This is a genomic window from Pseudomonadota bacterium (genome assembly GCA_026388275.1).
In the GTDB taxonomy this organism is placed as follows: Bacteria; Desulfobacterota; Syntrophorhabdia; order Syntrophorhabdales; family Syntrophorhabdaceae; genus JAPLKB01.
Map to the genome: position 1 here is coordinate 12,876 of JAPLKB010000062.1, position 19,766 is coordinate 32,641.

Annotated in this window: 23 protein-coding genes and 1 tRNA gene; 17 read left to right on the top strand and 7 right to left on the bottom strand. The window is 41.7% G+C overall.

What is annotated here, in order from left to right:
• Window positions 1-82: 82 nt before the first annotated feature.
• The 3 genes from NT010_15415 to recJ are packed head-to-tail and all read left to right on the top strand — an operon-like array spanning window position 83 to window position 3,418.
• Window positions 83-841, top strand: a complete 759-nt coding sequence (locus NT010_15415) for a dihydroorotate dehydrogenase electron transfer subunit (GenBank protein ID MCX5807430.1) — start codon at window positions 83-85, stop codon at window positions 839-841.
• Window positions 823-1,728 carry a dihydroorotate dehydrogenase gene (locus tag NT010_15420; GenBank protein ID MCX5807431.1) on the top strand — a complete coding sequence of 302 codons (906 nt, stop codon included), beginning with the start codon at window positions 823-825 and terminating at the stop codon, window positions 1,726-1,728. Before NT010_15415 ends, NT010_15420 begins: the two co-directional genes overlap by 19 nt.
• The gene (gene recJ, locus NT010_15425; protein MCX5807432.1) at window positions 1,718-3,418 is read left to right on the top strand and encodes a single-stranded-DNA-specific exonuclease RecJ; all 1,701 of its coding nucleotides are present in this window, start codon (window positions 1,718-1,720) and stop codon (window positions 3,416-3,418) included. Before NT010_15420 ends, recJ begins: the two co-directional genes overlap by 11 nt.
• Window positions 3,419-3,473: 55 nt before the next feature.
• Here the strand turns inward: recJ and NT010_15430 are convergent.
• From NT010_15430 to gap, 5 genes are all read right to left on the bottom strand, one after another.
• A tRNA-Leu gene (locus tag NT010_15430) sits at window positions 3,474-3,555 on the bottom strand.
• An 11-nt stretch (window positions 3,556-3,566) separates the two neighbouring features.
• Window positions 3,567-3,854, bottom strand: coding sequence for a preprotein translocase subunit SecG (gene secG / locus NT010_15435; GenBank protein ID MCX5807433.1), 288 nt, complete (start codon window positions 3,852-3,854; stop codon window positions 3,567-3,569).
• Window positions 3,854-4,609, bottom strand: a complete 756-nt coding sequence (gene tpiA, locus NT010_15440) for a triose-phosphate isomerase (GenBank protein MCX5807434.1) — start codon at window positions 4,607-4,609, stop codon at window positions 3,854-3,856. Before tpiA ends, secG begins: the two co-directional genes overlap by 1 nt.
• Window positions 4,606-5,799 (bottom strand): phosphoglycerate kinase, encoded by a 1,194-nt coding sequence (locus tag NT010_15445; protein ID MCX5807435.1) that lies wholly within the window; start codon window positions 5,797-5,799, stop codon window positions 4,606-4,608. Before NT010_15445 ends, tpiA begins: the two co-directional genes overlap by 4 nt.
• Window positions 5,800-5,880: 81 nt before the next feature.
• Window positions 5,881-6,879 (bottom strand): type I glyceraldehyde-3-phosphate dehydrogenase, encoded by a 999-nt coding sequence (gene gap, locus NT010_15450; GenBank protein ID MCX5807436.1) that lies wholly within the window; start codon window positions 6,877-6,879, stop codon window positions 5,881-5,883.
• A gap of 369 nt (window positions 6,880-7,248) precedes the next feature.
• On the opposite strand from gap, the gene NT010_15455 reads away from it, so the two are divergent.
• A complete protein-coding gene (locus NT010_15455; protein ID MCX5807437.1) occupies window positions 7,249-8,004 on the top strand; it encodes an SDR family NAD(P)-dependent oxidoreductase in 756 nt (251 codons plus the stop codon).
• Here NT010_15455 and NT010_15460 read toward each other — a convergent pair.
• Both NT010_15460 and NT010_15465 read right to left on the bottom strand, forming a co-directional pair.
• Window positions 7,984-8,556, bottom strand: coding sequence for a DUF523 domain-containing protein (locus tag NT010_15460; protein ID MCX5807438.1), 573 nt, complete (start codon window positions 8,554-8,556; stop codon window positions 7,984-7,986). The genes NT010_15455 and NT010_15460 overlap by 21 nt on opposite strands.
• A complete protein-coding gene (locus tag NT010_15465; protein MCX5807439.1) occupies window positions 8,537-9,073 on the bottom strand; it encodes a nitroreductase family protein in 537 nt (178 codons plus the stop codon). The genes NT010_15460 and NT010_15465 overlap by 20 nt, the downstream gene beginning before the upstream one ends.
• Window positions 9,074-9,286: 213 nt before the next feature.
• On the opposite strand from NT010_15465, the gene NT010_15470 reads away from it, so the two are divergent.
• The 13 genes from NT010_15470 (at window position 9,287) to NT010_15530 (ending at window position 19,702) form a co-directional block, all read left to right on the top strand.
• Window positions 9,287-9,658, top strand: a complete 372-nt coding sequence (locus NT010_15470; protein ID MCX5807440.1) for a desulfoferrodoxin — start codon at window positions 9,287-9,289, stop codon at window positions 9,656-9,658.
• 158 nt (window positions 9,659-9,816) lie between these two features.
• Window positions 9,817-10,392: a rubrerythrin family protein gene (locus tag NT010_15475; GenBank protein MCX5807441.1), complete on the top strand. Its 576-nt coding sequence runs from the start codon at window positions 9,817-9,819 to the stop codon at window positions 10,390-10,392.
• Between the two features lie 258 nt (window positions 10,393-10,650).
• A complete protein-coding gene (gene uvrB, locus NT010_15480; protein MCX5807442.1) occupies window positions 10,651-12,639 on the top strand; it encodes an excinuclease ABC subunit UvrB in 1,989 nt (662 codons plus the stop codon).
• Window positions 12,636-14,237, top strand: coding sequence for an excinuclease ABC subunit UvrC (gene uvrC, locus NT010_15485; protein ID MCX5807443.1), 1,602 nt, complete (start codon window positions 12,636-12,638; stop codon window positions 14,235-14,237). Before uvrB ends, uvrC begins: the two co-directional genes overlap by 4 nt.
• 307 nt (window positions 14,238-14,544) lie before the next feature.
• The gene (locus NT010_15490) at window positions 14,545-16,452 is read left to right on the top strand and encodes a DUF294 nucleotidyltransferase-like domain-containing protein (GenBank protein ID MCX5807444.1); all 1,908 of its coding nucleotides are present in this window, start codon (window positions 14,545-14,547) and stop codon (window positions 16,450-16,452) included.
• An 88-nt stretch (window positions 16,453-16,540) separates the two neighbouring features.
• Window positions 16,541-16,861: a metalloregulator ArsR/SmtB family transcription factor gene (locus NT010_15495; protein ID MCX5807445.1), complete on the top strand. Its 321-nt coding sequence runs from the start codon at window positions 16,541-16,543 to the stop codon at window positions 16,859-16,861.
• A gap of 58 nt (window positions 16,862-16,919) precedes the next feature.
• Window positions 16,920-17,174, top strand: coding sequence for a hypothetical protein (locus tag NT010_15500; GenBank protein MCX5807446.1), 255 nt, complete (start codon window positions 16,920-16,922; stop codon window positions 17,172-17,174).
• A gap of 74 nt (window positions 17,175-17,248) precedes the next feature.
• The gene (locus NT010_15505; protein MCX5807447.1) at window positions 17,249-17,476 is read left to right on the top strand and encodes a thioredoxin family protein; all 228 of its coding nucleotides are present in this window, start codon (window positions 17,249-17,251) and stop codon (window positions 17,474-17,476) included.
• Window positions 17,477-17,546: 70 nt separating this feature from the next.
• A complete protein-coding gene (locus NT010_15510; GenBank protein MCX5807448.1) occupies window positions 17,547-18,221 on the top strand; it encodes a thioredoxin domain-containing protein in 675 nt (224 codons plus the stop codon).
• Between the two features lie 19 nt (window positions 18,222-18,240).
• Window positions 18,241-18,381, top strand: coding sequence for a hypothetical protein (locus NT010_15515; GenBank protein ID MCX5807449.1), 141 nt, complete (start codon window positions 18,241-18,243; stop codon window positions 18,379-18,381).
• Between the two features lie 29 nt (window positions 18,382-18,410).
• On the top strand, window positions 18,411-18,863 hold the full coding sequence (gene gcvH, locus NT010_15520) for a glycine cleavage system protein GcvH (GenBank protein ID MCX5807450.1): 453 nt from the start codon (window positions 18,411-18,413) through the stop codon (window positions 18,861-18,863).
• Window positions 18,864-18,878: 15 nt separating this feature from the next.
• Window positions 18,879-19,289: a hypothetical protein gene (locus NT010_15525; protein MCX5807451.1), complete on the top strand. Its 411-nt coding sequence runs from the start codon at window positions 18,879-18,881 to the stop codon at window positions 19,287-19,289.
• Window positions 19,289-19,702 (top strand): putative zinc-binding protein, encoded by a 414-nt coding sequence (locus NT010_15530; protein MCX5807452.1) that lies wholly within the window; start codon window positions 19,289-19,291, stop codon window positions 19,700-19,702. The genes NT010_15525 and NT010_15530 overlap by 1 nt, the downstream gene beginning before the upstream one ends.
• The last annotated feature ends 64 nt before the right edge of the window (window positions 19,703-19,766 follow it).

A 19,766-nucleotide genomic window follows, 5' to 3' on the forward strand; every position in this document is an offset into this window, starting at 1 on the left:
AACACATTGAATAACATAGAGTATTCAACTTTGAGCATAGACAGTATTTTTAGCTGCCTGCCAAAAGTTCATACGAGGAATTATGGTTGATACGGAAGCACAAATTATTGAAAACAAAAACATTGTTCTGGACTACTTTTTGCTCAAATTAAAGTTGGCTAAGACTATGGGTAAGATAATGCCCGGTCAGTTCATTATGCTGAAGATACCGGGTAATGAGGTATTTTTAAGAAGGCCCTTCAGTATCTATGACTATGATAAGGACATCCTCACAGTTATGTACAAAGTGGTAGGCAAGGGAACGGAGATCTTAAGCAAGACAAGCAAGGATAACTCGGCTTTTGTGCTCGGTCCTCTGGGTAACGGTTTTCGTGTCAATAAAAGGGATGTATATTTGACAGTAGCCGGGGGGATAGGGATTGCAGGCATACATTTTTTAATCAAAACACTGAAAGAGAAGGCATCAGTGTTTTTCGGATGCTCTTCTAATATTGAGACAACCCTTCTTAAAGACATAACACATTTAAATCCCATGATCTCTACACTTGACGGCTCATACGGATATAAAGGCAACGTTGTGGAGATGCTGACAAACTACCTTGAAACCGTTGAAAACGTTGACCAGGAACTTTTTATATGTGGTCCTGAAGGGATGTTGAAAAGTCTCAAAGCGTCAATTAATAAAAGTAAAATATCCTGTCAGGCACTTGTGGAAGAAAGAATGGCATGCGGACTCGGACTTTGTTTCGGTTGCGTTAAAAAGACAATCGACGAAAATGAACCTTATAAGAGGGTATGCAAGGAGGGTCCTGTATTCGACTTATGGGAAATATCCCTTTAGAATTATTCGGCAAGACACTGAAAAACCCTGTTATGAATGCCTCGGGTACACTCGGTTACGGCAAAGAGATAGAACCGCTCTGGGGTGTTGAAACACTTGGATGTTACGTAACAAAGGGTCTGTCAATGAAACCGCATCATGGGAATCCTCTTCCGAGGATATGGGAAGAGAAATGTGGTATGATAAACAGCATAGGGCTTCAAAATATAGGCATTGAACGTTTCTTTAGAGAATACTTTCCCTTTTTTAAACGTAAGAAAACACCTGTAATCGTAAACTTTTTCGGTTTTACCGAAGATGAGTACATCGGTTGTGCAGAAATGATCAAACCGGATAAACAGATCGTTGCTCTTGAGATGAATCTTTCCTGCCCGAATATCAAAAAAGGGGGCATAGGCTTCGGGAAAGAGGCGGAAACAGTTTATGAGATTGTAAAAAATGTAAAAACAGTTACAAAAATACCGCTTTTGGCCAAGCTCACCCCGGAGGTTAAAAATATTGTCGAGATTGCCGTTGCAGCTTTTGAGGCAGGCGTAGACGGGCTAACTCTTATAAACACAATTCCGGCTGCCGTTGTAGATGTAAATAAAAGAACAGTTCCGATAAAAGGCGGACTATCCGGTCCGATTGCAAGGTCAGTTGCTCTGCGGGCAGTCTATGAGTGCTCGAAGGCAGTTCCTATACCAATCATCGGTGTAGGAGGAATTATGGACGTACGTGATGCCCTGGCATTTCTTATGGCTGGAGCACAGGCAGTACAGGTCGGCACTGCCACATTTTTAGACCCTTATACAATCCCTAAGATTATCATGGAACTAAGGGAGTACTTAGACGTTAATAATTATGCAGACGTTAAAAATATCATTGGAATCACTCATGACCAATAACATACAAAAACCGGCTGCATACATTGCAGATGCTGCGAAATCCATCGAGGAGGGACTTGGGGTCCCGAATATCCTTGCAAGGATACTTGTCTCAAGGGGAATAATAGATGTTGACGGGGCAGATGCATTCCTGCATCCCCGACTCGATGATCTTTCAGACCCCTTTATGCTCCCTGATATGGAAAAAGGCGTGGAAAGAGTCATCAAGGCAATAACGGAAAGGCAGAAGATATGCATTTACGGTGATTATGACGCAGACGGGATTACATCCACAGCCCTCATGATAAACTTTTTTACACATTTAGGGCAGTCACCGGAAGTCTATTTACCCAAAAGGCAGGAAGGCTACGGACTGAATATTGAGGCAATAAACAGAATGAAGTCATTTAGCCCTGATCTCCTGATTTGTCTTGACTGCGGTTCATCAAACCATAATGAGATTGCATTTGCAAAGGAATCAGGTATTGAAACACTTGTTATAGACCATCATGAATTACCTGATAAAATGCCGGAAACATGTGCATTGATTAATCCGAAACGCAAAGATTCACGGTTCCCGACAAGAGAACTGGCTGCATGCGGCGTGACCTTCTTCTTCTTGTGGGCTCTCAGAAGGGTTATGCATAGCAGGGGTCTTCTGGAGAAAAATATAAATCTCAAAAAAGAACTTGACCTTGTGGCAATAGGTACTGTTGGCGACATGGTGCCGCTCATAAAAGATAATAGAATACTTGTCAAATTTGGTATTGAAAATATGAGACGGCAGCCCAGGTTATGGTTAAAAACGTTTCTTAATAAAAACCTTATAACACGCGGACATAGCATTGATGAATATGCGTTGAATTTTATTATTATACCAAGGATAAATGCAACAGGCAGGATATCCAAGCCGGAAATAGCATTGGATTTTCTGGTTTGTAATGAAGAAAATAAGTCTGAGGCTATGCTGCTTGACCTCCAAAAAGCAAATAAAGAAAGGCAAGACAAAGAAAAATCAATTTTAAACGAAATCGAAGGCATTGTAAACAAAGATAGTTTCTCAGAAAAAAATTCAATAGTTTTGTTTAAGAAGGATTGGCATTTAGGGGTAATTGGCATTGTTGCACAAAAACTCGTCGAAAAATTTGGCAAACCATCTATTGTAATAACTGAAGTAAATGGCATATGGAAGGGTTCGGGCAGAGGGGGCAACGGGATGAACCTGCTTGAAACAATAACATCCCTCTCACATTTGCTTTTAAAACATGGTGGACATAAATATGCCTGTGGCTTATCTATTTCGGAGGAGAATCTCATCCCCTTCAGGGACGCCTTCGAAGAATGTGTAACCCTCATGCCAAATAAGACAAGCAAACAATATCATGTAGATACCCATGCTGAATTTGATGAAATAACAACCGAATTCATGGAATTTATTGAGAAGTTAGCGCCTTATGGTGTTGGTAATCCAAAACCGGATATTCTTCTGACGCCTTCTGATGTTTCAGTAATTAATCAACGGCGTGTCAGGATCACTGATAAACATAAGAAGACATGGGATGGAATCATCCAAAACAAATATCACACTGTTCCGCAACCTAAAGTCTCTGCAATTATCGGATATCCTTTTATTAAAAAAGAAAGAGATGAAAAATTCATAAATTTCTACATAAAAGAATTCGTATTAAATGGGGATGAGGAGACTTTGTAAAATCATGTTTTGTGAAAAAACAGTGGAATCTGATTAAATCAATAAAATTATATAATGCCGAAGGCGGGACTCGAACCCGCACGAGTCTCCCCGCCACCCCCTCAAGATGGTGTGTCTACCAATTCCACCACTTCGGCACTTAACTTTATCATTTTGTCGGTAGCCTTTCCTCAGCCTTTATAGGGGGGGGTTTCACCACATATTCCCTGTGACTGTAAAAATATGCAAGCAAAAGGCTTGTGACCATAAATATTATAACGGTAGCTGTTGTTAATTTTGTCATAAAACCGCTTGAGCCGGAACTGCCGAATAACGTTTGACTTGAACCGCCGCCAAAAGCCGCTCCTATCTCAGAACCCCTCCCTGTCTGCAAAAGCACAATAAGGATCAAGGCTATTGTTACAATCACATGAATAACTGCTATTGCTATCAGCATTATTTTTTCTCCGATACTTTCTTTATTATACCAACAAATTCTTCACTTTTCAAGGATGCTCCACCAACAAGAGCCCCGTCTATGTCTTTCATTTCTATCAAATCGCTGACATTTTGCTGTGTTACGCTGCCTCCATATAATATTTTTACATTTTTACATGTATCACCGTACATGTCTCCAAGAATATTTCGTATAAACTCATGAACTTCTTCCGCTTCTGCCGGAGTAGCATTTTTTCCGGTACCTATTGCCCATACAGGTTCATAGGCTATCACAATATTATCCATACTGTCTATACCATTAAGCGCTTTCTTAACCTGAATTCCCACTACAAACTCAGTAACACCTTTTTCTCTCTCAGCATCAGTTTCACCAACACATATAATTGGCTTAAGACCGACAGCAAGACTTTTCTTTGTCTTTAAATTTACCCATTCGTCTGTTTCATTAAAATATTTTCTTCTCTCGGAATGCCCTATGATAACATAGGAACAGCCAACATCTTTAATCATGGCTTCTGACACTTCGCCGGTATATGCACCCTTCTCCTCATAAAACATATTTTGTGCAGCAAGTTTTACATGAGAACCTTTTATTGTTTCGTAAACAGCATGCAATGCGGTAAACGGCGGAGACAGTACAACCTCTCCCCCCTTAACTCCATCAGTACCTTGCATTATGGCCTTTGACAGATTTACAGCCTCGCTGATTATATTATTCATCTTCCAGTTGCCTGCTACCATCCACCCTCTCATGAGGCACCGCATGATTTTTCAAGAGCCTCAACTGCAGGCATGGTTTTTCCTTCAAGAAGTTCTAAAAATGCCCCTCCCCCGGTAGATATGTAAGACATCTTCATACTCTCACCTGCACGGTGGACTGCCACATCAGTGTCACCGCCGCCGACAATAGTAAGTGCATGGGCATTTGCTACATAAGTCACCATGGCAAAGGTTCCTCTGCTGAAGGGGTCGAGTTCAAACATACCCATAGGACCGTTCCATACTATGGTTTTTGCATCCTGAAGCGCTTCAGAAAAAAGCGATGTTGTGGCAGGTCCGATGTCGAGACCCATCCAATCCTTTGGTATCTCCTGTACTGTACAAATCTTTACCTCAGCATCAGCTGCCGCTCTTTCTGCTATTACGCAATCAACGGGCAGATAAAACTTAACCTTTTTGTTTTGAGCTTTATTAATAATATCTCTTGCCATATCAAGCATGTTTTCTTCGCATATGGACTTGCCGATTTCATTTCCCAAAGCCTTTAAGAAAGTAAAGGCCATACCGCCGCCGACAATCAGTTTGTCCACTTTTTCTATAAGTTTTTCAAGAACACCTATTTTGTCCGAAACTTTTGCACCTCCGATAATTGCCACAAGGGGTCTTATCGGGTTCCCCATCGCCTTATCGAAATAATCCAGTTCGTTTCGCATGAGAAAGCCTGCAGCACACACTTTAACAAATTCTGTAATTGCAGCATTTGATGCTGCTTTCCTGTGCGATACTGCAAAAGCATCATCAACATATACATCACATAGCCTGGCAAGTTGAGATGCAAATTCACTGTCATTTTTTTCTTCACCAACATAGAACCTGAGATTTTCGAGGAGGATTACGTTTCCTTCCTTCATCTCCGATACCGCCTTCTCAACCTCACTGCCTATACAGTCATCAAGAAACAAAACATCTTTCTGGAGCAGCCTTGAAAGTCTTTTTGCAGCGGCCTTTAAAGAAAATTCTTCGCTTTTCTTGCCTTTTGGTCTGCCCAGGTGGGATCCTATAATTACCTTTGCATTCTCATCAAGCGCATAATTTATTGTCGGCAGATGTGCGCGTATTCGTGCATCGTCGGTAATATTCCCGTACTCATCCATGGGCACATTAAAATCTACCCGGATGAAAACTCTTTTGCCTTTTATATCAATCTGATCTATGTATTTCATGTGTCACCCTGTCCTTTTTAAGGTGAACGGATAAAGAAACAAGGATAAATATTTAACGCTTTGTTTCTTTATCCTGTTTTGCTATTTCATGATATAAGAAAGAAGCTCAAGCATTCTGTTCGAAAAACCCCATTCGTTATCGTACCATGACAGCACTTTTATCATATTGCCGCCAATAACGGTCGTGTTCGCAGTATCGACTATTGAAGAATGCGGGTTGCCGTTGAAATCGCATGAAACAAGAGGTTCGTCGGAACAGAGGAGTATCCCTTTCATAGAGCCTTCTGCGTATTCCCTAAATTTGTTATTCAATTCTTCCTTCGTTGTGCTCTTCGATAACATAGCTACAAAATCAACAATAGAAACGTTTGGCGTCGGGACTCTGATTGCCAGACCATCAAGCTTCCCCTTCAATTCAGGTATAACCTCGGATATTGCCTTTGCAGCACCGGTTGTCGTCGGTATCATTGAAAGGGCTGCTGCACGTGCTCTGCGCAAATCCTTATGGGGCTCATCAAGCACAACCTGGTCGTTTGTATAAGAATGAATGGTGGTCATGAGTCCCCTTTCAATACCGTACTCTTTCTGCAGTATTTTTGTAATAGGCGCCAGACAGTTTGTAGTACATGATCCCATGGATATTACATGATGTTTTGACTTATCGTAAACTTCCTGGTTTACTCCCAGAACAAACGTCACATCAGGGTTTTTCGCAGGCGCAGATATTACAACCTTTTTTGCGCCTGCTTTTAAATGCTTCTCGGCCCCTTCCCTATCTGTAAATTTCCCTGTACTCTCAAGAACTGCATCAACACCAAGTTCTTTCCATGGGAGTGTTTCAGGCTCCCGTATGGCATATGTTTTTATTTCCTTTCCATTCACCACAATTGCACCGTCTTTTGCTTTTACCTCAGCATCCATAGTACCGTGTACAGAATCATATTTCAGAAGGTGTGCAAGAGTTTTTGCATCCGTAATATCGTTTATTGCCACAAACTCAACATCTTTATTTTTATAGCCTGCCCTGAAAACAAGTCTTCCAATCCTTCCGAAACCGTTTATCGCTATCTTTACGGACATATAAACCTCCTCTTGTTTGTTTAAATCGCATTAAATACTAATCATAAGGCAGTAACCTTGTCAATCAATTTTTAGTTATCTGAAAAGCCGGCAAAATTCAGATTAACCTAATAATGCATTTGCAGCAAATATCCTAATTAAGGCTTTCTTGTTAGTTCTTATTCTCCTCTGTAAAAGTAATTTTTTCTTTGTTCATCCGGCTTGGCATGGTAAACTTTCTCCGTATTTTTTGTTTCTCCTTATTGTATGGGAACACGGGGTTGACTATTTGGAACATTTTTATTTTATTGAAATATATGTTTTTCTTAGGAAACGATTAGTGATAAATGAATTATTCAGAATATGATAGAAAACCAAAGAGGTGAATTGATGAGTTCAAAAGATTCTATGCATTTAAGCGGACATACGGCATTGATCACAGGAGCTGGTCAGGGGATCGGCGAGGCCTGCGCAGAAGTATTTGCAGAAAGAGGCGCCAACCTTATCCTGCTCGACAAAAACAGGAAAACACTTCCTCGCGTAGCCGACAGGATAGCCTCAAAAGGGGGAAAAGTGCTTGCGCATATCATAGATCTTACCCGTACTGCTTCGCTTCAAAAATTAATAGAAGAGCTGAAGGTAGAAAAAACGATAGATATACTGGTAAATAATGCCGGGTTTGATAGGCCCGGCATAACAGCAAAAATAGACAAAAAGGACCTCAATACTGTTATGGGGATACATATAGACGTACCCTTTCTCCTGACAAAATGGCTCCTTCCGCAAATGCGCGCCAGCAGATGGGGACGAATCATCAACATAAGTTCTGTCTACGGCGTCTCCGGAGCAAAGGGGGAAGCTGCTTATTGTACTGCAAAGGCAGGCATTATCGGACTGACAAAAACTACGGCGAGAGAGGCAGGAGCAGACGGCGTAACGGTAAATGCTATTGTGCCGGGGCTCATCCGTACACCGCCGATGATCAAATTACCGGACAAGTATAAACAGCCTATACTTGATCAAACCCTGCTGGGACGCATGGGGGAACCCGAAGAGGTAGCCAGGGTAATTGCTTTCCTTGCATCTGATGACTCATCGTACATAACAGGAACAACCATTACAGTCTCAGGAGGTTGGGGGATATAAAAACCGGGAGCTGCCTTTTTGAAGAAATTCCTGCCATCCGCTTAATACAAATACTCGTTCAATAAAGCTTTCCCGGAGGGACTTATCTTTGAGACTATCATCGTCAACAACAGGAACAAGGGGGAACTTTTTTATAAAAGCAGCAGCGAAAATACCGACGCCCTTTCCGTCTACATTCCCTTTTTCGGTAAAAACTTTAACACCCTGCAAACCGGAACTTGGAGACCTGCTCTTGAAGATAAAACCGCAGATTCCTTCCTGTGCAAGCTTGTTCAGCCTTTCTTCAGCCCACTTTTTCATCCCCTCAGTATGATCTATGCCTGTGCGAACCGTTACAAGGCGTGGGGATAACGGATCACCTACAAGGTTCATGGCCTCCCTGGGAACAGGAAGACCGTATCCGACCTCCGGACATATTGAAACCCATTGGAAAAACCGGCCCAGGATATCTGTGATATAATGATCGTGTCTGTGCCCGCCGTCATATCTGACATTCTCTCCAAGAAGACAGGGGCTGATACCGATCTTTATCTTATCCACATTCAGGTTCATTATAATTATTGTACCTGATTTTCCGATAATTCAGGCTGCTTTTTGGAACAGTTTTTCTTGTTTCATCAGGCCAGCCAATACTGATTATCGATTCCACATTGATATTTTCGGGTATGCCCAATATCTCCTGTATGTATTTCTCAGACGTTTTATCTATACTATAGTTTCGTTTCCTTATCTGTATCCAGCAGTTGCCCAATCCCAAAGATTCTGCCGTCAGTTGAACCAGTATTGACGCAATAGAACAATCTTCAACCCATACATCGGATTTTGAGCTGTCTGCACATACCACTATCCCCAGTGGTGCTTTTTCCAGGAAACCGGCTCCGTATTCCTTGGCCTTTGACAGTTTTGACAACAGCTCGGGCTTGTCTACAAAAATAAATTCCCAGGGCCTGTTGTTCAGCGAGGATGGAGATCTGAGCAATGTCTCGATAAGTAAATCAAGAGATGCTTTATCAATGGTTTTATTTGTGTATTTACGGATACTCCTACGCTTGCGTAAAAGGTCTATCATAAAAACCTCCTGTATATCTTCTGCGTAAATTATACTAATTTAATCCTATAAAAAGTAAAATATAAATTACTGATATCGCAAATAACCGGGGTGATGTATTTTGCAATGAAAAGGCAGCTGCTTACATGTTGACATCAATGTATCTGTGTATTACCTTCATAGAATCAGTTGCAGTTTAATGAATGTTCATATTAAAAATAAGGAGGTTTTATCATGGCAGAGAAGTTAGAGATATATAAATGTGAAATGTGCGGGAATATTGTTGAAGTTATCCATGCCGGTAAGGGCGAGCTTGTTTGCTGCAACAAGCCGATGATGCTCATGAAGGAAAATACTGTCGATGCCTCCCGCGAGAAACATGTCCCGGTTATTGAAAAAACACAGGATGGTATCATGGTGAAAGTAGGAAGTGTAGCTCATCCTATGGAAGAAAAGCACTATATAGAGTGGATTGAAATTATTGTAGACGGAAAGGCTTACCGTCAATTCCTGTCCCCTGGAGGCGCCCCTGAAGCTTTCTTTGCCGTAAAGGGCGGAGATGTAACAGCAAGGGAATATTGCAATATGCACGGCCTTTGGAAATAAACCACCTCGCGGCAAGCCACGGGATATCAAAGGTGAGATAACAATATGAGATAAATTATCCCGTGATAAATTGCGGGCCAATCATCTCTAAGCACACTTCGTGGTATGGACCCAAGGGGCAATCATAGTGTTCAATTAATTTAAGGGAGGACAGCTACATGAAAAGCTTAAAAGGAACAGAAACCGAGAAAAACCTGCTTAAGGCTTTTTCCGGTGAATCGCAGGCAAGAAACAGATATACCTATTTCTCTTCCCAGGCAAAAAAAGAAGGATATGAACAGATATCCTGGATTTTTTCAGATACAGCCGACAATGAAAAGGAACACGCAAAACGATTTTTCAGTTTCCTTCAAGGCGGCGATGTAGAGATTACTGCAACATTTCCTGCAGGCGTCATTGGAAGCACAATAGAGAATCTTAAAGAAGCTGCCGCAGGTGAAAATCTTGAATATACAACATTGTATCCTGAGTTTGCCAATGTTGCCGAAAAAGAAGGATTCGACGAAATAGCGGCTGTAATCAGGGCAATAACAACCGTTGAACAGGGACATGAAAAGAGATATCTTGCTCTTCTTAATAATATTGATAAAAACCAGGTATTTAAGAGAGATAAGGTTGTTAAGTGGAGATGCAGAAATTGCGGATATATTCATGAGGGGATGGAGGCACCGAAAGAGTGTCCTGCCTGTGCCCATCCGATGGCACATTATGAACTAATGGCTGAAAACTATTAGATAAAATAAGGAATCTATAATTCGGGGGTCAGAAAATTTGTTTGAGATTTCATTCAAATTCTGACTCCTGAAATCTATGCTGCCGCAGTTTTTGCCTTTTACATAGAATTCCTCCTGTCATTGATAATAATAATCCCATATTTTTGATTAAGACAAGTAACGGTGTCGGGTTATTCCCGGCAAACACGCTCATTACGCTTAAGGCGGCAATTATCCTGTTTATTATTACCGGTCGAATGCATTACAATATAGAGCACTATGAATAAATTCAAACTAATCAGTGAATACGAGCCTAAAGGCGACCAGCCGGAGGCAATTGAGAAACTTGTAAAAAATATAAAAAAAGGTGTTCAACATCAGGTACTGCTTGGTGTTACCGGTTCAGGCAAGACCTTTACAATGGCAAATGTGATTGAACGCATGCAGAGACCGACACTGATCATTTCCCACAACAAGACCCTTGCAGCACAGCTTTATACGGAATTCAAAACCCTCTTTCCTGAAAATGAAGTCCATTTTTTTGTAAGCTACTATGATTATTATCAGCCGGAAGCATATATGCCTTCCACAGATACTTACATCGAAAAAGATTCTTCCATCAACGAGGAGATTGACAAGCTTCGACTCCTTGCTACTAATTCCCTTTTTGAGAGGGATGACGTAATTATTGTGGCAAGCGTTTCCTGTATATACGGCCTGGGTTCGCCGGAGGCATATTACGGGATGCTTGTATACCTTGAAAAGGGACAGCAGATAGAAAGAAAGGCCCTCCTTGATAAACTTATCCAATGCCAGTACGAGAGGAATGATCTCGATTTTTACCGGGGCAGATTCCGCATCAGGGGGCCGAATATTGATATATTTCCTGCCTATGAGGAGGAAAGGGCATTCAGGGTGGTTCTTGATGATGACCTTGTGAACGCCATATATATTATTGACCCCCTTACCGGGCAGATCATTGAAAAGCTGAAGAAATGTACCATATTCCCGACCAGGCATTTTGTTACGCCCAAGGAGACCCTTGATCGTGCCTTGCTTACGATAGAGGAAGAATTGAAGGAACGTCTTGAATTCCTCAAAACACAGAACAAACTCCTTGAGATGCAGAGAATCGAGATGAGGACAAAATATGACCTGGAAATGATCAAAGAGATCGGCTATTGTCAGGGGATAGAAAATTATTCGAGGCACCTTACGGGCAGGAAGCCCGGTGAACCCCCGCCGACTCTTATTGATTATCTCCCGAAGGATACCCTCATAATGATCGATGAGAGCCATGTTACTGTACCGCAACTTACCGGTATGTACCGCGGCGACAGGTCGCGGAAGCAAACCCTTGTGGAATTCGGCTTCAGGCTGCCCTCTGCCCTTGATAACAGACCCCTTACATTCGAAGAATTCGAGGAGCGGACAGGGCAGGTAATGTATGTTTCTGCAACACCGGCCAAATATGAGCTTGGAAAAGCAGGGAGCCATGTAATTGAGCAGATAATAAGGCCCACGGGTCTCATGGACCCCCGCATTGAACTGAAGCCGGCAAAAGGTCAGGTAGAAGCACTCCTCGTAGAGATCAAAATAATAACAGAGGCAAAAGAAAGAGTACTGGTTACAACCCTGACGAAACGTTTTGCAGAAGACCTGACCGATTATCTACTCGATGCAGGTGTCAAGGCAAAGTATCTCCATTCCGATGTTGATACACTTGAGCGTGTTGCCATTGTGAGGGATTTAAGGATGGGCAGGTTCGATGTCCTTGTAGGAGTGAACCTCCTGAGAGAGGGTCTTGATCTGCCTGAGGTTTCCCTTGTTGCTATACTTGATGCGGATAAGGAAGGATTTTTGCGCTCCGAGACATCCCTTATCCAGACCTGCGGCAGGGCTGCGAGAAACATAAACGGCAGAGTCATCATGTTTGCAGATAATACGACCGAATCAATGAAACGTGCCCTAAGCGAAACAGAGAGAAGGAGAAAGGTTCAGGGTGAATATAATATGGAAAACGGCATTACTCCGGAAGGTATCAAAAAATCGGTCGTGGATATTCTCTCCTCGATTTATGAAAAAGATTACTACTCAATACCTCTCGACGAGCTTGAGGCAAGTGGCGTTGAGCCGAAGAAATTGTCCCGTATGATGAAGAAATTGAAGAAAGAGATCGGTGAAGCATCGAAGAGGTGGGATTTCGAGAAGGCAGCCGAGCTTCGGGACAGGCTGCTGAAGCTGGAAAAGATGGAGATAACGCTTTGATAGATGAATCAATTATAAACTCCCTGCCTGAATCGTCGGGCGTATATATCTTCAGGGACAAAGAAGGGAATATTATTTATATCGGGAAGGCGAAGAACCTCAAAGACAGGGTGAAAAGCTACATCGGCGAAAGCGAGAAAGATCCCAAGACAGAACGCCTTGTAAACAGAATCAGGAGTGTTGAAACTATCCTGACCGGGAACGAGAAAGAGGCTTTTCTGCTGGAAAGCAACCTTATTAAGGAAAACACTCCTAAATACAATATTGACCTGAAAGACGATAAAACCTATATCTCATTGAAACTTACCATGAATGAAACATTTCCGGCTCTCTATACAACACGGAAAATTGAGAATGACGGAGCACTGTATTTTGGCCCCTACCCACATGCCAAGGATGTAAAGGATGTGCTCAAGCTCATACAGAGCATATATCCGGTCAGAAGGTGTAAAGATACTGTTTTCAAAAAGAGAAAAAGACCATGCATACTTTCAGACCTCGGTAAATGTCTTGCGCCCTGTGCGGAAAAATTCAATGAAGATGCATACAGGGCTGTTGCAGAAGAATTGGCGGACTTTCTTTCCGGTAAGGATGAAAAGTTGTTGAAAGACCTTGAGAAACGCATTACCGAAGCTTCTGAAAAATGGAATTTTGAAGAAGCTAAACTCTTAAAGGAGCGGTATTTTGCCATAAAAGGCATGGTTGAAAAGCAGAATGTTCATGAGCATTTCGGCAAGAACCGGGATGTCTGGGCATTTCTTGAAGGGGAAGAGGGCATAAGGATGGTGCTGCTTACATTCAGGAGAGGGGTTCTACTTTCGAAGAAGCTTTTCAAAGAATCTTTAATGAAGGTTGGCTATGATGAGGCCATATCGTCATTTATTTTCCGATATTATTCGTCGAGACCTGTTCCCGATGAGGTGATTATCTCTGAGGTTATCGAAGACGCGCAGTTTCTGGAAAAATATTTGAAAGAGAGAAAAAGGGGTGATGTGAAGATACTCGGTCCGGGCAGCAGGGCGGCAAAAGAAATGATAGGTCTTGCTGTAGAAAACTTGCATGAACCGGAACAAGTCGCCCTGGAAACAGCGTTCAAAAAGGCACTCCATTTGAAGAAGGAGCCTGAAAGGATTGAGATATACGATATTTCCCATACACATGGCGTAAACCCCACGGGTGTAATGGTTGTTTTTGATGCTTTTAAACCGGATAAAAAGGGCTACAGAGTTTTTCATATACGGTCGGCGCCGTCAATGGACGATGTAGCTGCAATGACCGAAGTCATAGAGAGAAGAACCGTCAATGAAAAACTTGGACCTATACCGGATTTGTTCATCATAGACGGCGGCAAGGGACAACTCTCCGCCGTAACAAAGGCACTGAAGACACTGAGCATTGACCGGGACGCTATCAGTGTTGCAAAGGGGCAGCGCAGAGGCGGTATGGAAGACCTGATCTACCTGCCTAACCGGAAAAATCCCCTTTTACTTCCGAAGGCATCTCCGGTATTCAAAGAAATTGTGAAAATGCGCGATGAAACCCACCGCTTTGCCGTAACATCCCATAGAAGATGGAAAAGGAAGACTGACCTGGAATAGTACACACAGCGGGTTCAACAAGACCCGGCCTTTTTTTAAACAACCTCATCATTTAAACTACATTTGCAACAACCACGGGAACTTATACCAATCCGGTTTCATGCATAGAACGAGGCGTCGACGACGAGCCGACGCAGGCGTACTACCAGTACGTCGAGGAGCGCGAAGAGGAGGCAACGAAGTTATATGATTGAAGGCGAATTGGTATTACTTTTATTTTGCTGTTGACAACTCATTGCAATCTAATAGAATTAACATAACCTCATCAAAAGACTAAACATAAAAAAATAATCGTGGAGGGGTCATCATGAAGACGGAAGAAACGGTTGTTTTTCTGAAAAATATCGCACCATTTCATACGCTTGACGAAACAGACCTGAATGAAATAGCTAAAAACATGGCAGAAGAGAGTTTTTTACTGAAAGATTTCATTATTAAACAGGGAATGCACGGATTAAATTTCTATATTATAAAAAGCGGCCTCGTTAAAGTCTTTACCAATGACAATTCAGGCAACGAAAATATTTTAGCTTTTCTTGGCGAAGGGGATTGTTTCGGTGAAATGTCCCTCCTCAGAAACAAACCGACAAATGCAAATGTTCAATCAATGGAAAATACCGTATGTCTTATATATACAAAGGAGTATTTTCTCGATATGGTCGAACACTATCCCGAGTTTATGGATTTTTTCGATCAGCTCCTAATGCACAGGACCAAAAGCACATATAAGGAATTCCTGTCAAAGGAATCTCATGTAACTCAGGTGGAACCCTATCTTTATAACAAACAGGTTAAGGATATGATGTCGTTTAAGCGTGGATTTATCAGTGAAAAAAACAGCATAAGAAATGTGGCAAAGGAAATCCTGGACAACAGAATAGGTCCGCGCATTGCAATAGATGACCAGGGAAATCCCAAAGGATTAGTAGGAATTTACACAATAACTAATGCGTTGCTATTCGAGGATGTTAATCCTGGTGATCCTGTGATGAATATTTTGGAAAAAGAATTTTATTCGATAGATTCCAATAGTTATTTTTTTGATGCACTTCACTGCATGATAAAGAATAATACAAACACCCTTGTAGTAACTGAAGGAGACAGATCAAAAGGTGTATTAACAGGTTTTGACCTGCTGAGATTCAGAGGCAGAGAAACTTTGTCTCTTCTCCGGAATATCGAAAATGCCACTGATCTTTCTCAACTGGACATTATGCGGGGTGAGGTTGAAAAAGTCCTGAGAGAACTAATGGCAGACGGTGCACTTGCCTCCCATGCCTGTAAGATTGTGAGTGAATTCAATGACAAAGTCGTAAAGAAGGTAATTGATTTCGCCGGGGAAGTATGTGGTTCGCCTCCTTGCGCATATGCATGGTTAGGGTTGGGAAGTGAAGGAAGAGAGGAACAGACATTATTTACAGACCAGGATAATGCAATCATTTTTGATAATCGTCAATCAAATGGATCAGCAGAATATTTCAAAAAATTTTCCGATGTTGTGGTAAACGGGCTCAATCAATGCGGTATCCCGCTTTGCAAGGGAAACATCATGGCTACAAATCCTAAATTTTTTGGAGACTTGAAAGAGTGGAAAGCAAAAACATCAAAATGGATTAAGTCTCTGGACCTTAGCGAAGATGAATTAATGGATACCTATGTTTTTCTGGATTTCAGATCATTGCATGGAGAACAGACTCTGGAAAAAGAACTAAGGATACATGTACTGAAACAGGTCAAAGAAAATCCTTCATTTCTAAAATCTTTAGCCCAAGCCATTGTTTCAATTCCTATGCCAATCGGATTTTTTAAAAATTTCATTGTGGAAAAAAGCGGAGAGCACAAGGACCGTTTGAATCTAAAGCTCTACGGCCTCGTTCCTCTGATTACCTGTATAAAGATTATGGCGCTCCAATATGGTGTTCCTGAAACAAATACCCTTGAAAGGATAAAGGCCTTGGGTTATTTGCAGGCCATCAATATTGACCAGCAGGAGGCGCTTGTACAAGCCTTCGAAACCTTTCTTACACTTAAGATAAGGAACAATCTTGCAGATATTGATGAGGGCAAATCTTTTGGAAACTTTGTAAAACCTGCCGAACTTTCTACCAGGCAAAAACAGATACTAAAAGAAGCTTTCTGGGCGGTATCGGAACTGCAAAAAACAACACAGAATACACTCAAAGTAGCGCCTCAGGGATTGGGATTCATGGGATAAACAAAAGAAGAGGGAAAATTAATATTTTTTTCTTGACATACTATTGGTTTGTTGGTTAAAATACCAACAGGCAAACGAGAGGTGAATCTTGATAAGTTTTGAAGAAGCAGAAATCAGAAGCAGAATCATTAAAGCGCTTGCACATCCGGTAAGGTTGATGATAGTTGAGGTGCTTAAAGATGGAGAAACCCCTTTTTCAAAACTCAACGACCTTTTTGAATCTGATAAATCAACCGTATCGAAACACCTTCTTGTATTGAAGGAGGCAGGAATCGTCTCTTCACGGAAAAGTGGTTTGGAAATGTTCTATAAGCTTGAGGTGCCATGTATTACCGATTTTTTTAGCTGTGTTACGGCAGTTATCGAAAATACCGTAAAAAAGCAAAAGGCATGCCTATGTAGCAAGTAATTTTTTGTTACTGCGTTGATATATTTGTGAATACAATATTACATAATGATGAGTCATTTTGAGAAAACGTTATAAATTTCCTATTGTTGTATGCGTCTTTGTATTTGCATATTTTGTTCCCTTTGAAAAGCTAAGGGCGCAAAAGGCAATTCCTGAATCTTTTTATATATGCCTGCTTTCTTTGCTGCCAGCGCTATCATTGCTGACTATGATAGCGATAACAAGTCTTCTTATGACTTATGACAAAGAAGTTTTTTACAATCTTAAACTGGTAACCGGGGTTTCAACTATAGCAGGAATGGCGTTCGGGTGAATAGTTGATTAAAATTACCGTTGGGTGATGAGCTTAAATATTAAATGTATAACTTAAAACAGGAGATAGGGGGCATGAAGATACAGATTCTTGGAGCTGGCTGTGCAAAATGTACAGAGCTTGCTGCTCACGCAGAAGAGGCGGCTAAGCAGGCAGGGATTGAGTTTGAGATTGAAAAGGTAACAGATATCAAAAAAATCATGGATTTTGGTATAATGATGACCCCGGCTATTGCCATCGATGGGCAGGTAAAGAGCGCAGGCAAGGTTCTCTCTGCAGATGAGATAAAGAAACTGCTGTAAAGATGGTTGGCGCAAACGCTTTGTACTATTTTATTGTTTATAATTAATTTTAAAAGTGGGGGTATTTATAGTGTCTGAAAACAACTTGTTCAAACGGCCAATGCAGAAAAAGTATATTTTGAATATTCACAAGGTTCAAACTAAGTGGACTACTATCTGTAAGGCTCTCGGCCTTGTTCTCTTTATCCTATTATCCAAGGGTTCCATTACTCCTATATATGCGATAGACACTCTTGTTCCTTCATTCGGGATGGGGAAGATAAACGTAAGGCTCTATACGGACTATTTCTGCTCACCATGCAGGTCCATGGAACCCAAGATCGAGCCAATAATAACCGAACTGGTAAGGAAAAATAGTATTAATATTACCTTTGTTGATGCTCCTTTTTCCAGATCTTCCATACTGTATGCCCGGCACTTTCTATACATAATGAATGAGAAAAAGGATTTTGATCTTACCCTTATTGCACGGTCTGCCCTTATTAACGCATCCCTTGAAAAGATAACTGAAGAGATAAAGCTGGAAGAATATCTCATGAATAAAGGGATTAAATTCAAAACTTTCGATGTAAAACCAACGTTTGAAATCCTGAATAAATACCTGAAGGATGACAAGATAAATACTACACCTACCTGCATCATAGATCAGAATGGAAAAATAGAACGGTATAGTGGTGAACCGGAGATTATCAATGCACTTGAACATTTGAAGCAGGAGATACTGAATAAAACCGTAATAAAATAAATTGTTAAGGAGATTCTTAATGAAAAAACTGATTACTTTTTCCCTTTTGCTTTTCACAGGACTTTTTTTATATTCCTGTTCAACAGCCTGCAAATGCAGCACACCTCCGATAAATGTTGATGATAACTTACCGCTTATCCAGTTTGAAGAGAAAAAGTAGGATATTTCCTATAAAAGAAGGAGGTTTCAATGGGTGACAATTTTACTGAAGTAACTTATGACAAATTTATCTTCAAGGTGGACAAAGGTTGTCTCTATCACGCAAACGAGTGTTGGGCAAGGCAGGAAGGAGACATGGCAGTGGTGGGTATAACGGACTTTCTGCAAAAAACAGCCGGTGATGTGGCATTCGTAGAACTTCCGGAGACAGGCGCCAATCTGTCACAGGGGGGTGAAGCCGGTGTTATGGAGACGATCAAAACTACCGTAACTCTCATTTCTCCCCTCTCCGGTGAAGTGTTGGAAATTAATTCCTCTCTTGAAGAGGAACCCCAATTACTCAACACCGATCCCTTCGGTGCAGGCTGGCTTTTCAAACTCAAGTTGAACAAATGGGAAGAAGAAAAAGGACAATTGATTGACGCTGAGACGTATCTTCCTCTTATGAAGAAAAAGATTGAGCAGGAGCTATCAAAAAAGTAATGCCTGGAGGAAAGAATGAAAAATAAAGTCATTATTATCCCATGCAGTGGTGTGGGTAAAGCCTATGGCGAGATTGGACGGCAGGCAACATATGAGGCAATAGATAGTCGACCGGAAAGTGCTTCGACAGTCTGCCTTGCCAGACTCATGATTGATGATGCGGAAACAAAGGCCGCATTAAAGGGAAATTCAATTATTACCGTTGACGGGTGCGCAAAGGACTGTGCCAAAAAGAATGTGGAATCAGCCGGTATGCAACCTGACTGCTCATTGCGGGTAATCGAGACATTTAAGGGACACCGGGATCTTAAACCTACCGGTATTCTGGAATTAGGGGATGCGGGTTTCACCCTCGTGCATATCCTGGCCGAACGGATCCAGGCTGAGGCAGACCGTCTTTTAGAAAAGGAGGCACAACAATGCTAATGGATCTTATGCCAAAGAAGGTGGGCATCATACCGTGTAACGGCGAGGAGATATGCGAAGGAACCATTACGCGTTTCGCAAGCCGAAAAGTGCTCGATAAACTCAGACCCGGAAGCACGGTTACTATCTGTCTACCTCTATTTATAGCAGGAGGCGAAGAAGAGAAAAACTTCGCGAAGACATTTCCTACCATAACAGTTGACGGCTGCGACAAGCGATGCAGTCAGAAAAGCACGGAGCGCCTGAGCGCAAAACCATATGATTCCATAGTTGTGAGCGAGGTGCTGCAAAAATGCGGGATTAAGACACCTCTATCACGGGCAAGTCTTACCGGGGAAGACCAGGCGGCTGTCGATGCAGTAGCTGATGAGATTGCAAAAAAGGTTGATGAAATACAACAGGGCAAAAAATAGGAGGCATTATGCCGAAATATACAAATAAAGTTGTCTGGAAAGGTAAACGTGAGGGGTACACGTA

Coding starts and splice junctions, on each gene's coding strand:
- NT010_15415 (MCX5807430.1), top strand. CDS start 83: ATGGTTGATACGGAAGCACAAATTATTGAAAACAAAAACATTGTTCTG.
- NT010_15420 (MCX5807431.1), top strand. CDS start 823: ATGGGAAATATCCCTTTAGAATTATTCGGCAAGACACTGAAAAACCCT.
- recJ (MCX5807432.1), top strand. CDS start 1,718: ATGACCAATAACATACAAAAACCGGCTGCATACATTGCAGATGCTGCG.
- secG (MCX5807433.1), bottom strand. CDS start 3,854: ATGCTGATAGCAATAGCAGTTATTCATGTGATTGTAACAATAGCCTTG.
- tpiA (MCX5807434.1), bottom strand. CDS start 4,609: ATGAGAGGGTGGATGGTAGCAGGCAACTGGAAGATGAATAATATAATC.
- NT010_15445 (MCX5807435.1), bottom strand. CDS start 5,799: ATGAAATACATAGATCAGATTGATATAAAAGGCAAAAGAGTTTTCATC.
- gap (MCX5807436.1), bottom strand. CDS start 6,879: ATGTCCGTAAAGATAGCGATAAACGGTTTCGGAAGGATTGGAAGACTT.
- NT010_15455 (MCX5807437.1), top strand. CDS start 7,249: ATGAGTTCAAAAGATTCTATGCATTTAAGCGGACATACGGCATTGATC.
- NT010_15460 (MCX5807438.1), bottom strand. CDS start 8,556: ATGAACCTGAATGTGGATAAGATAAAGATCGGTATCAGCCCCTGTCTT.
- NT010_15465 (MCX5807439.1), bottom strand. CDS start 9,073: ATGATAGACCTTTTACGCAAGCGTAGGAGTATCCGTAAATACACAAAT.
- NT010_15470 (MCX5807440.1), top strand. CDS start 9,287: ATGGCAGAGAAGTTAGAGATATATAAATGTGAAATGTGCGGGAATATT.
- NT010_15475 (MCX5807441.1), top strand. CDS start 9,817: ATGAAAAGCTTAAAAGGAACAGAAACCGAGAAAAACCTGCTTAAGGCT.
- uvrB (MCX5807442.1), top strand. CDS start 10,651: ATGAATAAATTCAAACTAATCAGTGAATACGAGCCTAAAGGCGACCAG.
- NT010_15490 (MCX5807444.1), top strand. CDS start 14,545: ATGAAGACGGAAGAAACGGTTGTTTTTCTGAAAAATATCGCACCATTT.
- NT010_15505 (MCX5807447.1), top strand. CDS start 17,249: ATGAAGATACAGATTCTTGGAGCTGGCTGTGCAAAATGTACAGAGCTT.
- NT010_15515 (MCX5807449.1), top strand. CDS start 18,241: ATGAAAAAACTGATTACTTTTTCCCTTTTGCTTTTCACAGGACTTTTT.
- gcvH (MCX5807450.1), top strand. CDS start 18,411: ATGGGTGACAATTTTACTGAAGTAACTTATGACAAATTTATCTTCAAG.
- NT010_15525 (MCX5807451.1), top strand. CDS start 18,879: ATGAAAAATAAAGTCATTATTATCCCATGCAGTGGTGTGGGTAAAGCC.
- NT010_15530 (MCX5807452.1), top strand. CDS start 19,289: ATGGATCTTATGCCAAAGAAGGTGGGCATCATACCGTGTAACGGCGAG.